We start from the raw sequence: 16,503 nt of genomic DNA, 5'->3' as shown, positions 1-16,503 counted from the left end.
AGCGCACCTCAGCAGTGTCAGCGGCATGAAGTCGACAAGCCTGATCGCCGCGGCGGCGCTGACGCTCCTGATGGCGCCGGACGCGCAGGCGGCGTCCTGCAGCGGGCGCAGCTGCAACGACAAGGACCCGGTCGCCACCGGGTGCAGCAGCGGTTCCACGGTCGCGGACACCGCGTCCATGTACACGGGCGGCAAGGCGGAGCTGCGCTGGTCGCCGGCGTGCAGGACGAACTGGGTGCGGATCTCGAACTACTCCGGCGGTGATTCGGCTCTGCGCATCACGGTGTGGTCGAGCAGCGACCACGTCGGCTTCGTCGCGCCGGGAACACCCGGCAACCACTGGGGAAACATGGTCTACGCGCCCGGCTGCGCCCGCGGCGAGGTGCTCTACGTCGACGCCGACGGAGTCCACCGCACCGCCCGCCTCGCGTCGAGCGCCTGCTGAGGGGGTCCGCCGTGACCGGCTACATCACCGACTGACTTTCCGCGCCTGCAAGAAAACCTTTGAGGGAGAAGCATGTTCATCAGGATCGCCGCCTCCGTCGGCACCGCGGCGCTCGTCGTGGGCGCGATGCTCGGGATCGCGTCGCCCGCCAACGCCGAGACCAACCCGAACTGCAGCCGGGTGACGCAGATCGGCAGCACGGCCTACATCAAGTCGGGCGGCACGACCATCGCGTCGGTGAAGCAGTTCAAGGGCTGCAACAAGAACTGGGCCTACACCTACGTGTGGGAGGGCTTCCGCAACTCGCACAGCGGCACCTGGTGGGCCTGCTCCGGCATCTCCGACGGTTCCGGCCTGCGTGACTACAAGTGCGGCGGCAACCACCAGAAGGAAGTCTGGTCCTCCGGCGCCAACACGCTTTCGGAGTGCACCAAGGCGTACGGCCAGCTCGAGTGGTCCAACGGCGAAGGCTCGGCCGCGACTGACCAGCGGTGCTGAAGATGAACCTCCGCAAGACCGTTCTCACGGCGGTCGCTGCCCTGGCCGTGCTGGTGCCTCTTCTGAGCACCGGCACGGCTCAGGCCGAGGTCCGCACGTTCACCGCGACGACCGCCCTCGACGGCCGCACCGTCAAGGACCCGACCGTGCCGGTCGGCAAGAAGCGCGTCGCCGACATGTACCTCAAGGGCCAGAAGGTCAACGTCGTCTGCCAGGACACCGGTCCCGAGTACGGCGGCAAGAAGATCTGGGACCTCACCACCGAGGGCCTGTGGATTCCGGACGGCTACACGAGCAACACCTCAGACACGATGGTGCTGCCGAAGTGCGCCACCTCGAAGTCCTTCCCCGCCAAGGTCGACCTCAACGGCCGCAAGAACAAGGGTGACGGCGCCACCGCACCCGGTTCGGTCGCCGACAGGTACAAGGCGGGCCAGCAGGTTCCGGTGAAGTGCCAGGCGCAGGCCGAGAGCGGCACGATCTGGGACTTCACCACCGACAACCTGTGGGTGCCCGACAACTACGTCAAGACCGGCACCGACGGGTACGTCCAGGGCCTGCCGCGCTGCGACACCGACGGCATCGAGCCAGGCGAAACGCCTCCCGGCAACGCCGTCCACGGCCGCAGCAACGGCCCGGCCGGTCCGACCACCGGCACGAACGCGGAGAAGATCCAGCGGGTGATCGACACCGCGAAGTCCCAGGTCGGCAAGGGATATCTGTACTCCTGGGGAGCGGGTGGCAAGGGCGGTGCCTCCTACGGCGTCCACCACTACCCGGACAACGACCCTTCGCAGGGTGACGACTACAGCCGCCTCGGCTACGACTGCTCCGGCCTGACGCTGTACGCGTTCTGGAAGGGCGCTGGCATGGACATCGGCGCCTGGACCGGTGCGCAGAACATCAAGGGCCGCGCGGTGGCGATCGCCGACCGCAAGCCGGGTGACCTCGTGTTCTGGGGCCGTTCCGACAACGACTCCGACGTCACCACGCACGTCGCGCTCTACCTGGGCGACAACAAGATCCTGGAGGCCTCGCCGCCACGTGACGGCAAGAGCGTCCGCATCAGCGATCTGAACAGCCACGGAACGCCGTACTCCAAGGTCCGCCGGATCTTCGGGTGAGTGAGGGGAAGTTCATGGACATCAAGAGAATGATCTCGGGAGCCGCGGGGCTCGCGATCGGGCTGGGAATGCTGGTGATCGGTGGCCCGCAGGCCACCGCCGCCACCAACTTCGAAATGCCGTTCCCATGTGGACAGACCTGGTCGGGCAACACCAGGACCAACCACAGCCCGGCGCAGGCGGTCGACCTGAACCGCAGTGCGGACGAGGGTGACGCGGTCGTCGCGTCCGCGTCCGGCAAGGTCACGAAGGTCCGCAACGAGGGTGGCCAGAGCTACGGCCGCTGGATCGAGATCGACCACGGCAGCGGCTGGACCACGCGCTACGCCCACCTGTCCGCGCAGCGGGTGTCGGTCGGCCAGAACGTCTCGCAGGGTCAGACCATCGGCAACGTCGGCAACACCGGTGGGTCGACCGGTGCCCACTTGCACTACGAGCAGCTGTTGAACGGCTCGCCGCAGCGCATCAAGTGGAGCGGCAGCACGATCCTGTACTACGGCACCAAGAACTACAAGTCGAAGAACAAGTGCGGTGGCGGTGGCACCACCAACCCGTACACGCCGGAAGAGGCGTGCGGCGACGGCTACAAGGTCATCGACGGCGCGAACGTCACCGGTGCCCGCGTTTCCCTGCTGTACAACGCCTCCAACGGTTACAACTGCGTCGTCGCGATCAAGACCACGAAGATCGGCACCGAGTCCGACGTCGGCGCGTTCCTCGAGGTGCAGGGGTCGCCCCGCACGACTGACCGCGACGAGTACGGCTACTACGCGGGCCCGATCAAGAAGAAGGCGCCCGGCAAGTGCGTCAAGTGGGGCGGCATGGTCGGTTCCTCCAGCTACACCAGTGGCTTCGAGCACTGTGGCTGATCTCTAGCCGACAACACTGTCCAACAGGTTGTCCCTGCGCAGACCGGGTGTGCCGAGCAGTTCGGCCGCCCGGTCCGCGTGCTTTTCCAGCCCTGCCTTGGCGAGCACGAGGTGCGCGACGCCCTCGCCGTACCTGTCGCCGCGGGCGCTGGTGATCTCCAGGCAACGCTCGGCGTCCTTTGTGGCCTGTTCGGTCTCCCCGGCTGCCAGCAACACTTCCGCGCGGCACAGCAGCGCCTGCCATTCGTCGTTGTGCTCGCCCGTCACCCGGCACAGCTCGATGCACTCGCTCAGCGCGACCTCGGCCTCGTCCAAGCGGCCGAGTTTGAACAACGCCTGGCCCTGCGAGGCCAGAGCATACGCCGTTCCAGCTGCATCCCGATGCTTACGGGCGTGCTCGAGGCTTTCGGTGGCGGCTTCGAGCGCCTGCTCGTAACGGCCGGCGACCTGATGCACCTGCGCCAGCGCTGACAACGGAACCCGTTGCGCACCAACGGGTCCGTGCTCGGCGGTGAGCTTGATCGCCTGCGCGAGAGTCGACGAGGCCTGGTCCAGCTCACCCTGTTCGCGTTGGATCGTGCCGATGCCGGCAAGCGCGCGGCCCTGTCCGAACGGGTCGTCGGCACGCGCCTCCAGCACCTCTTCGAGCTGTGCGCGGGCGGTGCCGAACGAGCCGATCCTGCGGTTTGCCGCTGACTGCACCAGAAGCGCCGTCTGCACCGCGGCGGAGGTGGTGATCGTGCGCGCCGCCTGGTCCGCGATCTGGCCGAGCTCGATCAGATCGGCGACGCGGTCTTGTTTGAACAGATGCGGGTACAGCATGTGCGCGATCGCGAGAGCATGCTCCGCCAGCTCCGGCTCCGACATCGTGGAACGGGCCGCCGCCAGCAGGTTCTCGGCTTCGTCCGTCAGCCACTGCAACGGCTCGTCGATGTCCTGCTGGGTGACCGAGTTCGTGAGTGCGCCGTAGGCGTGCGGACGCAGCTTCTTGAGCGCCGCGGTGAGCGTCTCGCGGTAGTGCGTGAGCGCGCGGGTGAGTGCGTCGTGCTTCTCGTCGTTCACGTGCTCGGCGCCGAACAGCCGGAGCAGGTCGTGCACCCGGTACCGCTCAGGTCCGCACGGCTCCACGAGTTTGGCGTCCACCAACGGGTCCAGCGCCCGGTCCACGTCGTCCTGCCCGAGCAGCGCCTGCGCGGTCTGCTCGCTCACCGTCGGCACGTTGAGGCAGCACAACAACGTGAACGCCCTGGTCGAGGAGTCGTTCAGCCCCTCGAAGCTCAGCTGGAAGCTCGTCCTGACCCCGAGGTCGTCGAAGTTCAGCTCGTCCAGCCGATGCCGCTGGTCCGCGAGCCTCTTCGCGAGCGTCGCCGTCGTCCAGTCGGGCCGCGATCGCAGCCGCGCGGCCGCGATCGTGAGCGCGAGCGGCAGGTGGTCGCAGGCCTTCGCGACCTGCTTCGCCGCCGCGCTGTCGTCACCCAGCAACTTCACAGCGTCGTCTTCTGGCAACGGGTCGAGCCGGACGTGCCGTGCGCTGAGCGTCGCCAGCATCCGGCGGCTGGTGATCAGCACGGCCGAACCCGCCTCGCCCGGCAGCAGCGGGCCGACCTGCGCGGCGTCCACCGCGTTGTCGAGCAGGACCAGCACCTTGCGCCTGGCGAGCGTCGACCGGTAGAGCGCGGCGGCTTCCGACGTGTCCGTGGGCACGGCCAGCGGTGGTGTGCCGAGCGCGCGCAGGAACCGCCTGATCACCTCGGCGGGGGAGAGCGGCGAACGTCCTGGCGTGGCGCCGTGCAGGTCCACGTACAGCTGTCCGTCCGGGAAACGCGCGGCCATCGCGTGCGCGGCCGCGGTGGCGAGAGCGCTCTTGCCCTGCCCACCCGGCCCGTGCACGGCGATCACGCGGTCGGTGGAGTCCGTGATCAGCGCGATCTCCGCGCGGCGCCCGACGAACGGGTCCGGCTTGGCTGGCAGCTCCCGCGGCACGGTGGGGATGTCACCCTGCAGGATCGCGGCGTGCAGGTCCTTGAGCTCCTGGCCGGGATCGAGCCCGAGCTCGTCCGCGAGATGCCGGCGCCCCTCGTCGTACGTCCTGAGCGCGTCCGCCTGCCGTCCGCTGCGGTGCAGCGCGACCATGAGCGCGCCCCGCAGCCGTTCCCTGGTCGGATGCGCGGTGACGTACCCCGTCAGCTCGCCGATGACCTCGTGGTGCCTGCCGTCCTTGATCGCTTTGTCGACCCGTCGCTCGATCGCCGCGAGCCGTTCCTCCTCCAGCTGGTTCGCGAGCTGGGTGTTCGTGGTCAGCTCGGCCAGCGCGGGCCCGCGCCAGTACGCCAGCGCCTCGTCCGGATCCTCCGCGTCACGGAAGAGCTGCAGGTCGAGCGAGCGGTCGGGAACGTCGAGCCGATATCCCTGCCGCGACCACTCGAGGCGCACGCCGGGGAGGTCCTTGAGCGCCCTCCTGAGCTGTGACACGTGCACCTGCACCGCCTTGCGCGCGCTGGCGGGCGGATCGCCGTCCCACAAGATCGACATCAGGTGGTCGACGCTGACGGTCTGGCCGGTGTGCAGGAGCAGCAACACCAGGACCTGGCGCGGCTGGCCTGCGGGAATGCGGACGTCCCGCCGCTCGTGCGTGACGAGCAGCGGCCCAAGCACCCCGAACCGAACGCCGTCCACGGCCTTCACGATAGTCCGTTGATCGCAGGCTCTCACCGCATCCATAACAGCGTTGCGGCCGCTACTCTCGGTGAGGTGACGATGCATCGGCTGCGGGTCAACGGGGAGGTCCGGGACGTCGAAGCCGACCCCGGCACTCCCTTGCTGTGGATACTTCGAGATCACCTGGGGCTCACCGGCACCAAGTACGGTTGCGGTGTCGGCGCTTGCGGTGTGTGCACGTCCATAGTGGACGGACAGGCGTTCCGCCCGTGCGAGCACTCCGTGGCGAGCATGAGCGAGCAGGACGTCCTGACCATCGAGGGTGTCGAGGACCACCCGGTGCAGCAGGCGTGGCTGGACGAGGACGTCACGCAGTGCGGTTACTGCCAGCCAGGTCAGATCATGGCGACCATCGCGTTGCTGGCCAAGCACCCCGATCCGACCGACGACGACATCGACGAGGCGTTGCGGAACAACATCTGCCGGTGCGGCACGTATCCCAGGATCCGCAAGGCGATCAGGAACGCCGTCGCGCGGACGCGGGCCGGGTCGTGAACCCCTTCGTTCGCATCGATGCCGGATCCGGCCTGATCACGGTCACCGTGCCGGTTCCGGACACCGGTCAGGGCGTGCGCACCGCCGTCGCCATGATGGTCGCGGAAGAGCTCAAGGTCCCCGTCGAGAGCCTTGCGATCGAGCAGGCGGAAGGCGACCAGGAGACCTACGGCCCGCAGATCTCCGCCAACTCCAACACGATGCAGCGCCTGCACGAGCCGATTCGCACGGCCGCGGCCACCGTCTGGCATCTGCTGGTCAAGGCGGCCGCGCAACGCTGGCGGGTCTCAGAGGACGAGTGCCGTGCGGACAACGGTTTCGTCGAGCACGGAGAGAGCCGGTTCAGCTATCAGGAGCTGGCCGGGGAAGCCGCGCCCCTCACGCCCACCGACGTTGTCCTGACGCCGCAACACGAATGGCGAGTCCTCGGCAACGCCGCGATCAAGCGCGTCGACCAGGAAGCCATCGTCACGGGCAAGCTCGCGTACGCCATCGACCAGCCGGCGGACCTGGTCGCGGTCATCGCCAGGCCACCGTGGATCGGCGCCACCCCAACGGGTTTCGGCGCCACCGGAGTTCGCGACGCCGAGATCGTCCAGCTCGGCAACGGGATCGCCGTTCTCGCCCGTGACGCCTGCACCGCGATCAAGGCCAGGGAGAACCTGCGCACGACCTGGGCCGGTGGCGATCCGGACGCCGACAGCGACGAGTGGCTGGCCGACCTGGAAGCCGCCCTGCCGGAGGGAAAGACTCCACCGGGCGAATACGTGGAGAAGATCTACGTCACACCAATGCTGGCCCACGCGCCGATGGAGCCACCGACGGCGACGGCGACGGTAACCGGTTCAGAGGTCACGCTCTGGGCTCCGACCCAGGCACCTGACCGGGTGCGCACACTTCTCGAGGAGGACTTCGAGACGGTCAGGGTGATCCCGACGCGGGCGGGTGGCGCGTTCGGGCGGAAGTTCGAAGTCGGCTTCGTGCTCGAAGCAGTCCAACTCGCACGGCACACCGGCAAGACGGTGAAAGTGCTGTGGACGAGAGACGATGACATGCGGCACGACTCGTATCGTCCTTTGTCCGTCCATCGCATACGAGCAACGGTCAACGACGAAGGTCTACCCACTTGGCGGGATCACGCCGTTTCCACTTGGCCACTCGCGTCGGCGCTCGAAGTCACGAGCAACCCGCAGATCATGCAGATGATGGCGAACAAGTATCTGTACGACGTGGAGGGCGAGGTCCACTTCGCCATCTGTGCACCGCCGATCAGAACCGGCTTCTGGCGCAGTGTCTACGCAGGTCAGTCCGTTTATGCGGAAGAGATGTTCCTGAGTGAGCTCGACATGCGGCACGACCAGCTCGAACGCCGGTTGAAGCTGTTGACCGACCCACGAGTCAGAAATGTTCTCGAAGCGGCAGCGGAAGCGCACGACGGAGAACCGCGAGCCGTTGCCTGCCATCGTGACTTCGGCTCGGTCGTCGCGGTGATCGCCGGAACGAGACGGGACGGTCGTACGAAAATCACCGCGGCGGTGGACGTCGGACCGGCGCTGCACCCCTCGGGTGTCCGCCAACAGGTCGAAGGCGCGATCATGGACGCGGTCTCGACGGCACAAGGTGCGCGAATCACCGTCAAGCAGGGAAAAGTCGTGCAAAAATCGTTCGCGGACCACCCGTGGGCGAGGATCGGCGACACACCCGAGATCAACGTCGTCGTAGTGGCGTCGGAGGCGCCCGTGGGCGGATTGGGCGAGCTGGCGTACCCGGCTGCCGCAGCGGCACTCGGATTTCTTTCACACGGAAAACAGAACAGTGATTTGCGGTAGCGTCCGTATTAGTGGGTCACCTCATTGGAGTAACGGCGGTGCCGCGATCATCCCAAGTCGGGCATCATCACTGACTTGACCAAGTCGTAGAACGAGGGGTCTCGTGTGACCATCTTCCGTGCCGGCCGGACCGGAGCGTGGTGGATGTACCTGGTGGCGGGTCACCTGCTGCTGGGTGTCTACTACCTGATTCCGGTCAGCCCTGCGGGGACAGCGGGGCAAACGGTACGAGTGGTGCTCTACTGCACGATCAGCGCCTCGGCCGCGGTCGCCACATTCGCGGGTGTCAAGCGCAACCGTCCCCAATGGAGGCGGCCGTGGGTGTTCCTCGCACTCAGCCAGGTCGTTTACGCGATCGCGGACCTGACGTTCTACGCATCGCACTACATCTTCAAGTACACGGTTTACCCGTCGTACGCGGACATCTTCTACCTGGGGCATTACCCGTTGATGGTGGCGGGCGTGATCCTGTTGATCCGCCGCCGCACACCGGGGCTCGACCTGCCGAGCCTGCTGGACGCCGCGGTGCTCGCGATGGTGGCGGGCATGGCGTCGTGGCTCTACGTGATCGGCCCGCAGGCGCGGCTCACGTCGCCCGTGCTGGTGAAGATCGCGTCGCTCGGCTACCCGATGATGGATCTCGCGCTCTTCGTGGTGGCACTGCGTTTAATCTTCGGCGCCGGCCCGCGGCCGCGGGCGTTCATCCTGCTGACGGCCAACCTGCTGGGAATCCTGACCGCGGACACCATCTACGTGTTGCAGCGCCTGGACGGCAGCTACCACGCCGGCAACTTCCTCGACGCCATCTGGTTGTCGGCCAACCTGTGCATGGGCGCCGCCGCGCTGCACCCGACGATGGCGCGGCTCGTCGACCGCGCGCACGTCAAGGACGTCGGCCTGAGCCGCGGCCGGATCATCGCGCTGTCGTCGGCAGGACTCGCGGCGCCGGTGCTGATGCTGATCCACGACGTCGGCGAGTCGTCGCAGGACGTCATGGTGATCGCGGCAGGCAGCGCGCTGCTGTCGTTGCTGATCATCGCGCGGCTCACGGGGCTCGTGGCGGACCAGCGCAAGCTCGCGATCACCGACAGCCTCACCGGCCTGCACACGCGGAGGTTCTTCGAAGCCCAGCTGCCGTTGGAGATCGCTCGCGCGCGCCGCAGCGAAGGCTCGGTCGCGGTGTTCATCATCGACGTGGACCGCTTCAAGTCGATCAACGACAACTACGGCCACCCGGCGGGCGACGACGTGCTGATAGAGGTCGCGGCACGGTTGCGCGCGGCATCTCGATCAGGTGAAGTGCTCGCGCGTTACGGCGGCGAGGAGTTCGCCCTGCTCGTCCCGGACGCCGGTCCCGGCCGGTTGTCCGTGATCGCGAACAGGCTGCGCGAACGCGTCGCGGAGAGGCCGATTCCGGTCAACTCGGGCAACGACGACATCCCATTGTCCGTCACGGTGTCCGTCGGGTCGGCGAGCTTCCCGACGCACGGCGACGGCCCCGACGACATCGTGGTGATCGCCGACCGCGCGCTGTACGCGGCGAAGGCCGCAGGGCGCAACCGGATCGCGGTCGGGCCGGAACCGTTGCCCGCGGTCGACCCGGACACCGACGGCGCGATGGCGGAGTTTCTCTGCCAGGTCGCCGACCGGGTGGACGGGTGGCTGCACCGCTACGACCACAGCCGTTCGGTGTCGCGCTGGGCCGGTGTGGCAGCGGGCGAGTTCGGGCTGGACGCGCCGACGATCAGGGTCGCGCAGCTCGCCGGTCGCCTGCACGACATCGGCAAGATCATCATTCCCGAGGTGGTGCTCACCAAGCCCGGTGCGCTCTCCGAGGAGGAATGGCGGCTGCTGCGCCAGCACCCCGACTTCGGCTACCGGCTCGCGCGGATGGTGCCGGGGTTCGCGGGCGTGGCGCACGTGATCAGGCAGCAGCACGAGCGCTACGACGGCGACGGTTACCCGGACGGACTGCGCGGCGCGGACATCCGTGCCGAGGCGCGAATCCTGTCCGTTTGCGTGGCCTGGGCCGCGATGCGGTCGAATCGTCCACATCAGACCGCGCTCGACGAGAACCGTGCGCGCCGCGAACTGTGGGCGGGGCGAGGCGAGCAGTTCGACCCGGACGTGGTCGACATGTTCCTGGACCTCCACACCCAGGGCAGCATCGGAATGTTGCGTCCGTCCGGTTTGTCCGTTCAGGAGGCTGGATTCCCGGCGGACTTCCGGCCTTGATCAGCGGGTGATGGCATGCTCTGTGCCATGAGCACGGAGTACGCCATCCCCGCGGAGGTGCCGAGCCCGGAACGGCCCGCGCCACCGGGCGGGCCGCTGGGGAAGTGGTTGCTCACGGACCGCGTGGCCCCCAGCGGTCCGGAGAGCACCGAGTCGCACGCCAAGCCGCACTCGTGGTGGAAGGTCATGACGCTGACCGGCGTCGACTACTTCTCCACGCTGTCGTACCTGCCAGGCATCGCCGCTCTGGCGGCCGGCGCGTTGTCGCCGCTCGCGACCTTGCTCATCGTCGCGCTGACGTTGCTCGGCATGCTGCCGATGTATCGACGGGTGGCGAAGGAGAGCCCGCACGGCCAGGGCTCGGTCGCGATGCTGGAGGACCTGCTGCCGTTCTGGCGCGGCAAGGTCTTCGTGCTGGTCCTGCTCGGGTTCGTGGCGACGTCGTGGATCATCACGATCACCCTGTCCGCGGCCGACGCCTCGGTGCACGCGCTGGAGAACCCGCTGGCACCCGAGGCGCTGCACGGCCAGGAGCTGATCGTCACGATCGTGCTGCTGCTGATCCTCGGCGGCGTGTTCCTGATGGGCTTCAGCGAGGCCGTGGGCGTCGCGATCCCGCTCGTGGCGGTCTTCCTCGCACTGAACGCCGTCGTCGCCGCGGTGGGCCTCGTGGAGGTCTTCGCGACGCCGGACGCTCTCGACCGCTGGATCTCCGCTCTCGGCGCGTACGGCGACGGGTTCTTCGGGGTGATCGGGCCGGCGATCCTGGCGTTCCCGCTGCTCGTGCTCGGTCTGTCCGGCTTCGAGACGGGCGTCAGCATGATGCCCTTGGTCGCCGCTTCCGGCAAGACGCCGGAGGAGCAGATGGAGAGCCGGGTGCGCAACACCCGCAAGCTGCTCACCACCGCCGCGCTGATCATGTCGGTGTACCTGATCGCGACGTCGTTCATCACGACCGTGCTGGTGCCGCAGGACAAGTTCGCGCCGGGCGGTCCGGCGAACGGCCGTGCGCTGGCGTACCTCGCGCACGAGCTGCTCGGCGAGGCGTTCGGCACCGCCTACGACATCAGCAGCATCCTGATCCTGTGGTTCGCCGGCGCATCCGCGATGGCGGGCCTGATCAACATCGTGCCGCGCTATCTGCCGTCCTACGGCATGGCACCGGAATGGGGCCGCGCGGTCCGTCCTGTCGTGATCGTCTACACGATCATCTGCATCATCATCACGATCATCTTCAACGCCGACGTGAACGCGCAGGCAGGCGCGTACGCCACCGGAATCCTGGCGATGATGGTGTCCGGTTCGTTCGCCGTTACGGTGTCCGCGTGGCGCAAGAAGCAGCGCGGCGCGACCATCGGCTTCGCCGTGCTGACGCTGGTGTTGCTCTACGCACTGGTGGAGAACGTGATCGAGAAGCCGGACGGCATCACGATCTCCTTCGGCTTCATCCTCGGCATCGTGGTGATCTCATTGGTGTCGCGTGTTTCCCGCACCACCGAGCTGCGCGTCGACAAGATCCAGTTCGATGAGAAGGCGCGTCAGTTCGTGACCGACACGATCGTCCACGACGACCGGATCACGTTGATCGCGAACCGCCGCCAGGCCGGTGACAAGGCGGAGTACGACGAGAAGGAGTCCGAGCAGCGCGGCATCAACCCGGTGCCCGGCACGGCGGACGTGATGTTCCTGGAGATCGACATCGTCGACCCGTCGGCGTTCAGCAACGTGCTGTGCGTGCAGGGATTCGAGGTCGACGGCCACCGCGTCCTGCGTGCTTCCGCGCCTGCCGCGCCGAACGCGATCGCGGCGATCCTGCTGGCGTTGCGCGACTCGACCGGCGTGACTCCGCACGCGCACTTCGAGTGGTCGGAAGGAAATCCGCTGGGACACCTCTTCCGCTACCTGATTCTCGGTCGCGGGGATACGCCTCCCGTCGTACGCGAGATCATCCGCTCGGCGGAGCAGGATCCGTCCCGACGCCCACGCGTGCACGTCGGCTAGCTGAAAGACTTCCCCCTGTACGTCCGTCTACAGGGGGAAGGGCGAATGTCTTTGCATCGCAAGATCTTCATTGCCTGTGTCGCATTTGCGACAGTCGCGGCGGGAACGGCTCCCGCTGTCGCCGCGAGCGAGTCAGCCGATTCGGTGGTCCGGCCGGCGCACTCGTGTGCCGAGCTGGTGGGCGACTACGCCGTGCCGGACGCGAAAACGCAGGTCACGTCGGCAGTGGTGGTGCCTGCCTCAGGTGCCGTGCCGGAGTTCTGCGACGTGCGCGGCAAGATCGAACCCAACATCGGGTTCCAGCTCAAGCTGCCGACGCAGACCTACCGCGGCCGCTACGTCCAGTACGGCTGTGGCGGATTCTGTGGTTTCATCACCGATCCGGTCTTCCCGAAGTGCGGGCCGGCGTTCGGGGACGCGGCGGTGGCGGCGACCGACGACGGGCACCAGATATCGCTTGAGAACCCGTTCGACACGACCTGGGCGAAGAACGACCAGAAGGCGCGCGACGACCTGTTCTTCCGCGCGCCGCACGTGCTGTCGAAGGTGTCGAAGCACGTGATCGGCGAGTTCTACGGCAAGGGACCGAAGAAGTCGTACTTCACCGGTTGCTCCAACGGCGGTCGTGAGGCGCTGGTGCTGGCGCAGCGCTATCCGCACGACTTCGACGGCATCATCGCGGCCGCGCCCGCGTCCTACTACACCGGACTGATCGCCTTCCAGGCGTGGATCGCCCGCAACGCGATCCCGGACGCGAAGGTGATGATCCTGCACGAGGCCGTCATCAAGGCGTGCGACGGGCTCGACGGGCTGGTGGACAAGCAGATCGACGAGCCGCGCCTGTGCAGGTTCGATCCGGCAACGCTCGCGGGTCAGCTGACGGACGAGGAGATCGCACGGGCGAAGCGGCTCTACGAAGGACCGAAAGATCACGGCGTGCGCCTCTATCCGGGAGGTGAGCCGTACGGGTCGGAGCTGGGCTGGCTCTGGTGGATCAACCCGCGGCCGGAGTTCGGTGGCTCGATCGCCGGCCAGCTCGCCGACAACGGTCTGAAGCACCTCCTCTACCCGATCGGGCAGCCGCACTCGTCGCTGGAGCAGTTCGAGTTCACGGTGCGCGAGTTCCGCAGGCTGGTGCCGGAGACCGTGAAGGCGAACGCGTTGTCGCTCGACCTGAGCGACTTCCGCCGCTCGGGCGGCAAGCTGATCATCTGGCACGGTGCCGCCGACCAGGCCATTCCGGCGCAGGGCACGATCGACTACTGGCAGCGGCTCACCGGTGGCAAGCAGCCGGACTGGGCACGGCTGTTCATCGTGCCGTCGATCTCGCACTGCGAGGGCGGCGACACGTTGACGAACTTCGACCCGTTCCGCGAGCTCGTGTCGTGGGTCGAAGGCGGGAAGGCGCCTTCGAAGGTGATCGCGGAGGGGCGTGACGCCGACGGCAACGTCATGCGGACTCGCCCGGTGTTCCCGTATCCGTTGCGGGCCAAGTACGACGGCTCGGGCAGCATCGACGACGCATCGAACTTCGTTGCCGCGCCGGGCTTCCCGACCGTGGACCGAGTCCGATGGGCCGGTGAGGATCTGTACTACCGGCCCGGACCCGTTGCGCCCTAACGGAACTTCTCGACCGCGGCGGTGATGGCGCGGTCCATGCTGTTGCCCTCCATGATGACGTGGCCGGCGTCGTTCAGAATCACGAGTTCGGCGTCCGGCCACCTCTTCGCCACCTCCCACGCCGTGTGCAGCGGTCCGCCGAAGTCGTTGCGGCCGTGGATGAGCACACCGGGGATGCCCTTGAGCCTGTCGAGGTTGTCGAAGATGTGGTTCGGCTCGAGGAAGCAGTCGTTGCCCCAGTAGTGCGAGACGACCCGTGCCAGTCGGTAGCGCGTGACCGGATCCTCGTACCGCGTGCCGACGAAGTCGTTGTCGCCACCGGTGATCGTGGCGAGGTCCCACTTGTTCCAGTCCCACGCGGCCTTCTCACGCGTGGCGGCGTCCGGTGAGTTGAGAAGCTTGTTGTACGCCAACGCGAGGTTGCCGTCGCGGTCTTCTTCCGGCACTCCGCTTTGGAACGCGTCGAAGTAGTCCGGGAAGAACATGCCGAGCCCGCGGGTGATCCACTCGAGCTCTTCTGGCCGCCCGGTCGTGACCGCGGGGATGATGATCTCGCTGACCCGCTCCGGGTGCTGGATGGCGTAGGCGAGGATCAGCGTCGAACCCCAGGACCCGCCGATGAGCAACCACTTCTCGATGCCGAGGTGCTCGCGCAGCTTCTCGGCGTCGTTGATCAGGTGCTGGGTGGTGTTGTGCTCCATGCCGGTGGCCGGGTCGCTGGCGGGCGGGGTGCTCTGCCCGGTGCCGCGCTGGTCCCACAGCACGAGTTTCCAATGATCCGGGTCGAAGTCTTCCCGCCATCGCGGGTTCGACCCGGATCCCGGCCCGCCGTGGAAGACGACGGCGGGCTTCCCGCTGGGGTTGCCGCTCACCTCCCAGTGGATGAGCTGGCCGTCGCCGACGTCGAGCATGCCCTGGTCGTAGGGCTCCACCTGTGGGTACATGTGCGGCAGCGTATTGAGCCGGGGTGGGTGGAGCCGACCGCTTTTCCGCCCCGCGAGGCGTCAGGACTTCTGCTTGGCGGTGATCTGGTCGATCACTTCGGTCTGCGACACGACGATCTTTCCTGCGAGCGCCTTCGAGCCGACGTGCACACCCTTGGCCTGGGCGTTCTTGGCCATGTCGACGCCACTGCGGAGGTGGCGCGAGAGCGCGGCGAGGAACAGGTCGTCGAACTGCTTGCCCTTCGCCGCCTTGAGGCTCTCCACGTCCTTGGCGGTCATCATGCCCGCCATCTTGTGCGTGGCGTTCGCGTCCTCGCCGGGCACCGGGATGTTCCAGCTGCGCAGGTAGGTGGCCATCTGTTCGATCTCACCCGCCTCGACGGTGGCGATCTTGTCAGCCACGTCGATCACGAACTGGTCCTTGGACCTCTCCACGGCGACCTTGGCGATGTCGATCGTTTGCCGGTGGTGGGGGATCATCTGCAACGAGAACGTCGCATCCGCCTCGTTGGCCGCTGGTTCGCCGGTGCTTCCACCTCCGAACGTCGAACAGCCCGTCAGCGCTAGCAGGCCTAGCACGATGATGAGCAGACGCGCACGCATGAAGCCTCCCGTCTCGGTTCCCTGAGGAGGGATACGGGTGGCCGATCTGTCCGGTTCAGTGAAACTTTCGCAACCTAAGCGGTTCAGCCCCAAGTGGTTCAGCGAAGCTGTTGCAGGAATCCTGGTCGTTCACGGCTGGGAGGATTGCGGTCTGTTGTTTCGGGCGCTTGGCGCTGCAAGGAAAGCCCGGTGCTGGCAGGTGACGTTGTCCGAACCCAGGCAACCATCTCGAACACGCGTTCGGTACGGTCGCTCGTGTGAAGCTCGTCGTGCAGGTCAAGCTGCTGCCGACCGCCGAGCAGGCGGCGGCGTTGCGGTCGACTCTGCACGCGTGCAACGACGCCGCCAACGAGGTGTCGCGGGTGGCGTTCGAGACGGGTGTGTTCCGTGAATACGCGCTGCGCAAGCCCACCTACGCCACGTTGAAGGCGCGGGGTTTGGGTGCGCAGGCCGCCCAGCATGTGATCAAGAAGGTCGCGGACGCGTACATGACGCTGCACGCGACCATCCGCAACGGCAACCTCGGTCCTGTGGGCGGCAAGCGTCGGGTGAAGGCCGAGTCGAAGCCGATCGGGTTCCGGTCTGAGGCGGCGCAGCCGTTCGATGACCGCTGCTTGTCGTGGCAGCACGACGCGGGCACGGTGTCGATCTGGACTGTCGCGGGCCGGGTGAAGAACCTGCGGTTCACGGGCTCGCTGGATCAGCTCACGACCCTGCGCGCGCATCGGCGGGGCGAGTCGGACTTGGTGCACAGGGACGGCATGTGGTTCCTGATCGCCACCTGCGACATCGAGGAGAAGCCCGAGCTCGACCCCGTGGACTGGATCGGTGTCGATCGGGGGGTCGTGAACCTGGCGACCACCAGCGACCGGGACAACTTCCAGGGGCGCCGCCTGCAGCGCTATCGGCGCTGGCATGCCCGCAAACGCGCTGAGCTGCAGGCCAAGCGGACGAAGTCGGCGCGGCGCCGGTTGAAGCGCCGCGCCAAGCGTGAAACCCGGCACGCGACACACGTGAACCATCGGATCGCCAAGCAGATTGTGGCTGTTGCCGAACGCACCGGCCGCGGTATCGCCCTGGAAGACCTGGCGGTATCCGTGACCGGGTCACGGTTTCCCGGCA

The 16,503-nt window shown here is 67.2% G+C and carries 13 protein-coding genes; 10 read left to right on the top strand and 3 right to left on the bottom strand.

The genetic code is table 11. The features are described 5' to 3' along the window. Window positions 1-25 precede the first annotated feature (25 nt). The 4 genes from FXN61_RS07760 (at window position 26) to FXN61_RS07745 (ending at window position 2,936) form a co-directional block, all read left to right on the top strand. Window positions 26-445, top strand: coding sequence for a DUF2690 domain-containing protein (locus FXN61_RS07760; RefSeq protein WP_167971649.1), 420 nt, complete (start codon window positions 26-28; stop codon window positions 443-445). A gap of 72 nt (window positions 446-517) precedes the next feature. Beyond that, window positions 518-943: a hypothetical protein gene (locus tag FXN61_RS07755; protein ID WP_167971646.1), complete on the top strand. Its 426-nt coding sequence runs from the start codon at window positions 518-520 to the stop codon at window positions 941-943. A gap of 2 nt (window positions 944-945) precedes the next feature. Next, the gene (locus FXN61_RS07750) at window positions 946-2,067 is read left to right on the top strand and encodes a C40 family peptidase (protein ID WP_167971644.1); all 1,122 of its coding nucleotides are present in this window, start codon (window positions 946-948) and stop codon (window positions 2,065-2,067) included. A 14-nt stretch (window positions 2,068-2,081) separates the two neighbouring features. Further along, window positions 2,082-2,936, top strand: coding sequence for a M23 family metallopeptidase (locus FXN61_RS07745; protein ID WP_167971642.1), 855 nt, complete (start codon window positions 2,082-2,084; stop codon window positions 2,934-2,936). A gap of 3 nt (window positions 2,937-2,939) precedes the next feature. Here FXN61_RS07745 and FXN61_RS07740 read toward each other — a convergent pair whose 3' ends face one another. Beyond that, window positions 2,940-5,612 carry an AfsR/SARP family transcriptional regulator gene (locus FXN61_RS07740; protein ID WP_167971640.1) on the bottom strand — a complete coding sequence of 891 codons (2,673 nt, stop codon included), beginning with the start codon at window positions 5,610-5,612 and terminating at the stop codon, window positions 2,940-2,942. 75 nt (window positions 5,613-5,687) lie between these two features. On the opposite strand from FXN61_RS07740, the gene FXN61_RS07735 reads away from it, so the two are divergent. From FXN61_RS07735 to FXN61_RS07715, 5 genes are all read left to right on the top strand, one after another. Further along, window positions 5,688-6,149 carry a (2Fe-2S)-binding protein gene (locus FXN61_RS07735; protein WP_446684931.1) on the top strand — a complete coding sequence of 154 codons (462 nt, stop codon included), beginning with the start codon at window positions 5,688-5,690 and terminating at the stop codon, window positions 6,147-6,149. Continuing rightward, window positions 6,146-7,978 (top strand): molybdopterin cofactor-binding domain-containing protein, encoded by a 1,833-nt coding sequence (locus tag FXN61_RS07730; RefSeq protein ID WP_167971638.1) that lies wholly within the window; start codon window positions 6,146-6,148, stop codon window positions 7,976-7,978. The genes FXN61_RS07735 and FXN61_RS07730 overlap by 4 nt, the downstream gene beginning before the upstream one ends. 105 nt (window positions 7,979-8,083) lie before the next feature. After that, window positions 8,084-10,213 carry a bifunctional diguanylate cyclase/phosphohydrolase gene (locus tag FXN61_RS07725; RefSeq protein WP_312877592.1) on the top strand — a complete coding sequence of 710 codons (2,130 nt, stop codon included), beginning with the start codon at window positions 8,084-8,086 and terminating at the stop codon, window positions 10,211-10,213. Between the two features lie 27 nt (window positions 10,214-10,240). Continuing rightward, window positions 10,241-12,214 carry an APC family permease gene (locus FXN61_RS07720; protein ID WP_167971636.1) on the top strand — a complete coding sequence of 658 codons (1,974 nt, stop codon included), beginning with the start codon at window positions 10,241-10,243 and terminating at the stop codon, window positions 12,212-12,214. Window positions 12,215-12,259: 45 nt separating this feature from the next. Next, entirely contained in the window at window positions 12,260-13,834 is a 1,575-nt protein-coding gene (locus tag FXN61_RS07715) for a tannase/feruloyl esterase family alpha/beta hydrolase (RefSeq protein WP_167971634.1), read from the top strand. Here FXN61_RS07715 and pip read toward each other — a convergent pair. Then, window positions 13,831-14,778, bottom strand: coding sequence for a prolyl aminopeptidase (gene pip, locus FXN61_RS07710; protein ID WP_167971632.1), 948 nt, complete (start codon window positions 14,776-14,778; stop codon window positions 13,831-13,833). The genes FXN61_RS07715 and pip overlap by 4 nt on opposite strands. 60 nt (window positions 14,779-14,838) lie before the next feature. Beyond that, the gene (locus tag FXN61_RS07705; RefSeq protein ID WP_167971630.1) at window positions 14,839-15,381 is read right to left on the bottom strand and encodes a DUF305 domain-containing protein; all 543 of its coding nucleotides are present in this window, start codon (window positions 15,379-15,381) and stop codon (window positions 14,839-14,841) included. 257 nt (window positions 15,382-15,638) lie between these two features. On the opposite strand from FXN61_RS07705, the gene FXN61_RS55160 reads away from it, so the two are divergent. After that, a partial coding sequence (locus FXN61_RS55160; protein ID WP_167971628.1) for a transposase occupies window positions 15,639-16,503 on the top strand: 865 nt, incomplete at its 3' end.

This window comes from Lentzea indica, assembly GCF_012184385.1.
GTDB classification, from domain to species: Bacteria; Actinomycetota; Actinomycetes; order Mycobacteriales; family Pseudonocardiaceae; genus Lentzea; species Lentzea indica.
The sequence above is the reverse complement of the archived record's forward strand: the minus strand, read 5'-3'. Positions and strand labels throughout refer to the sequence as shown.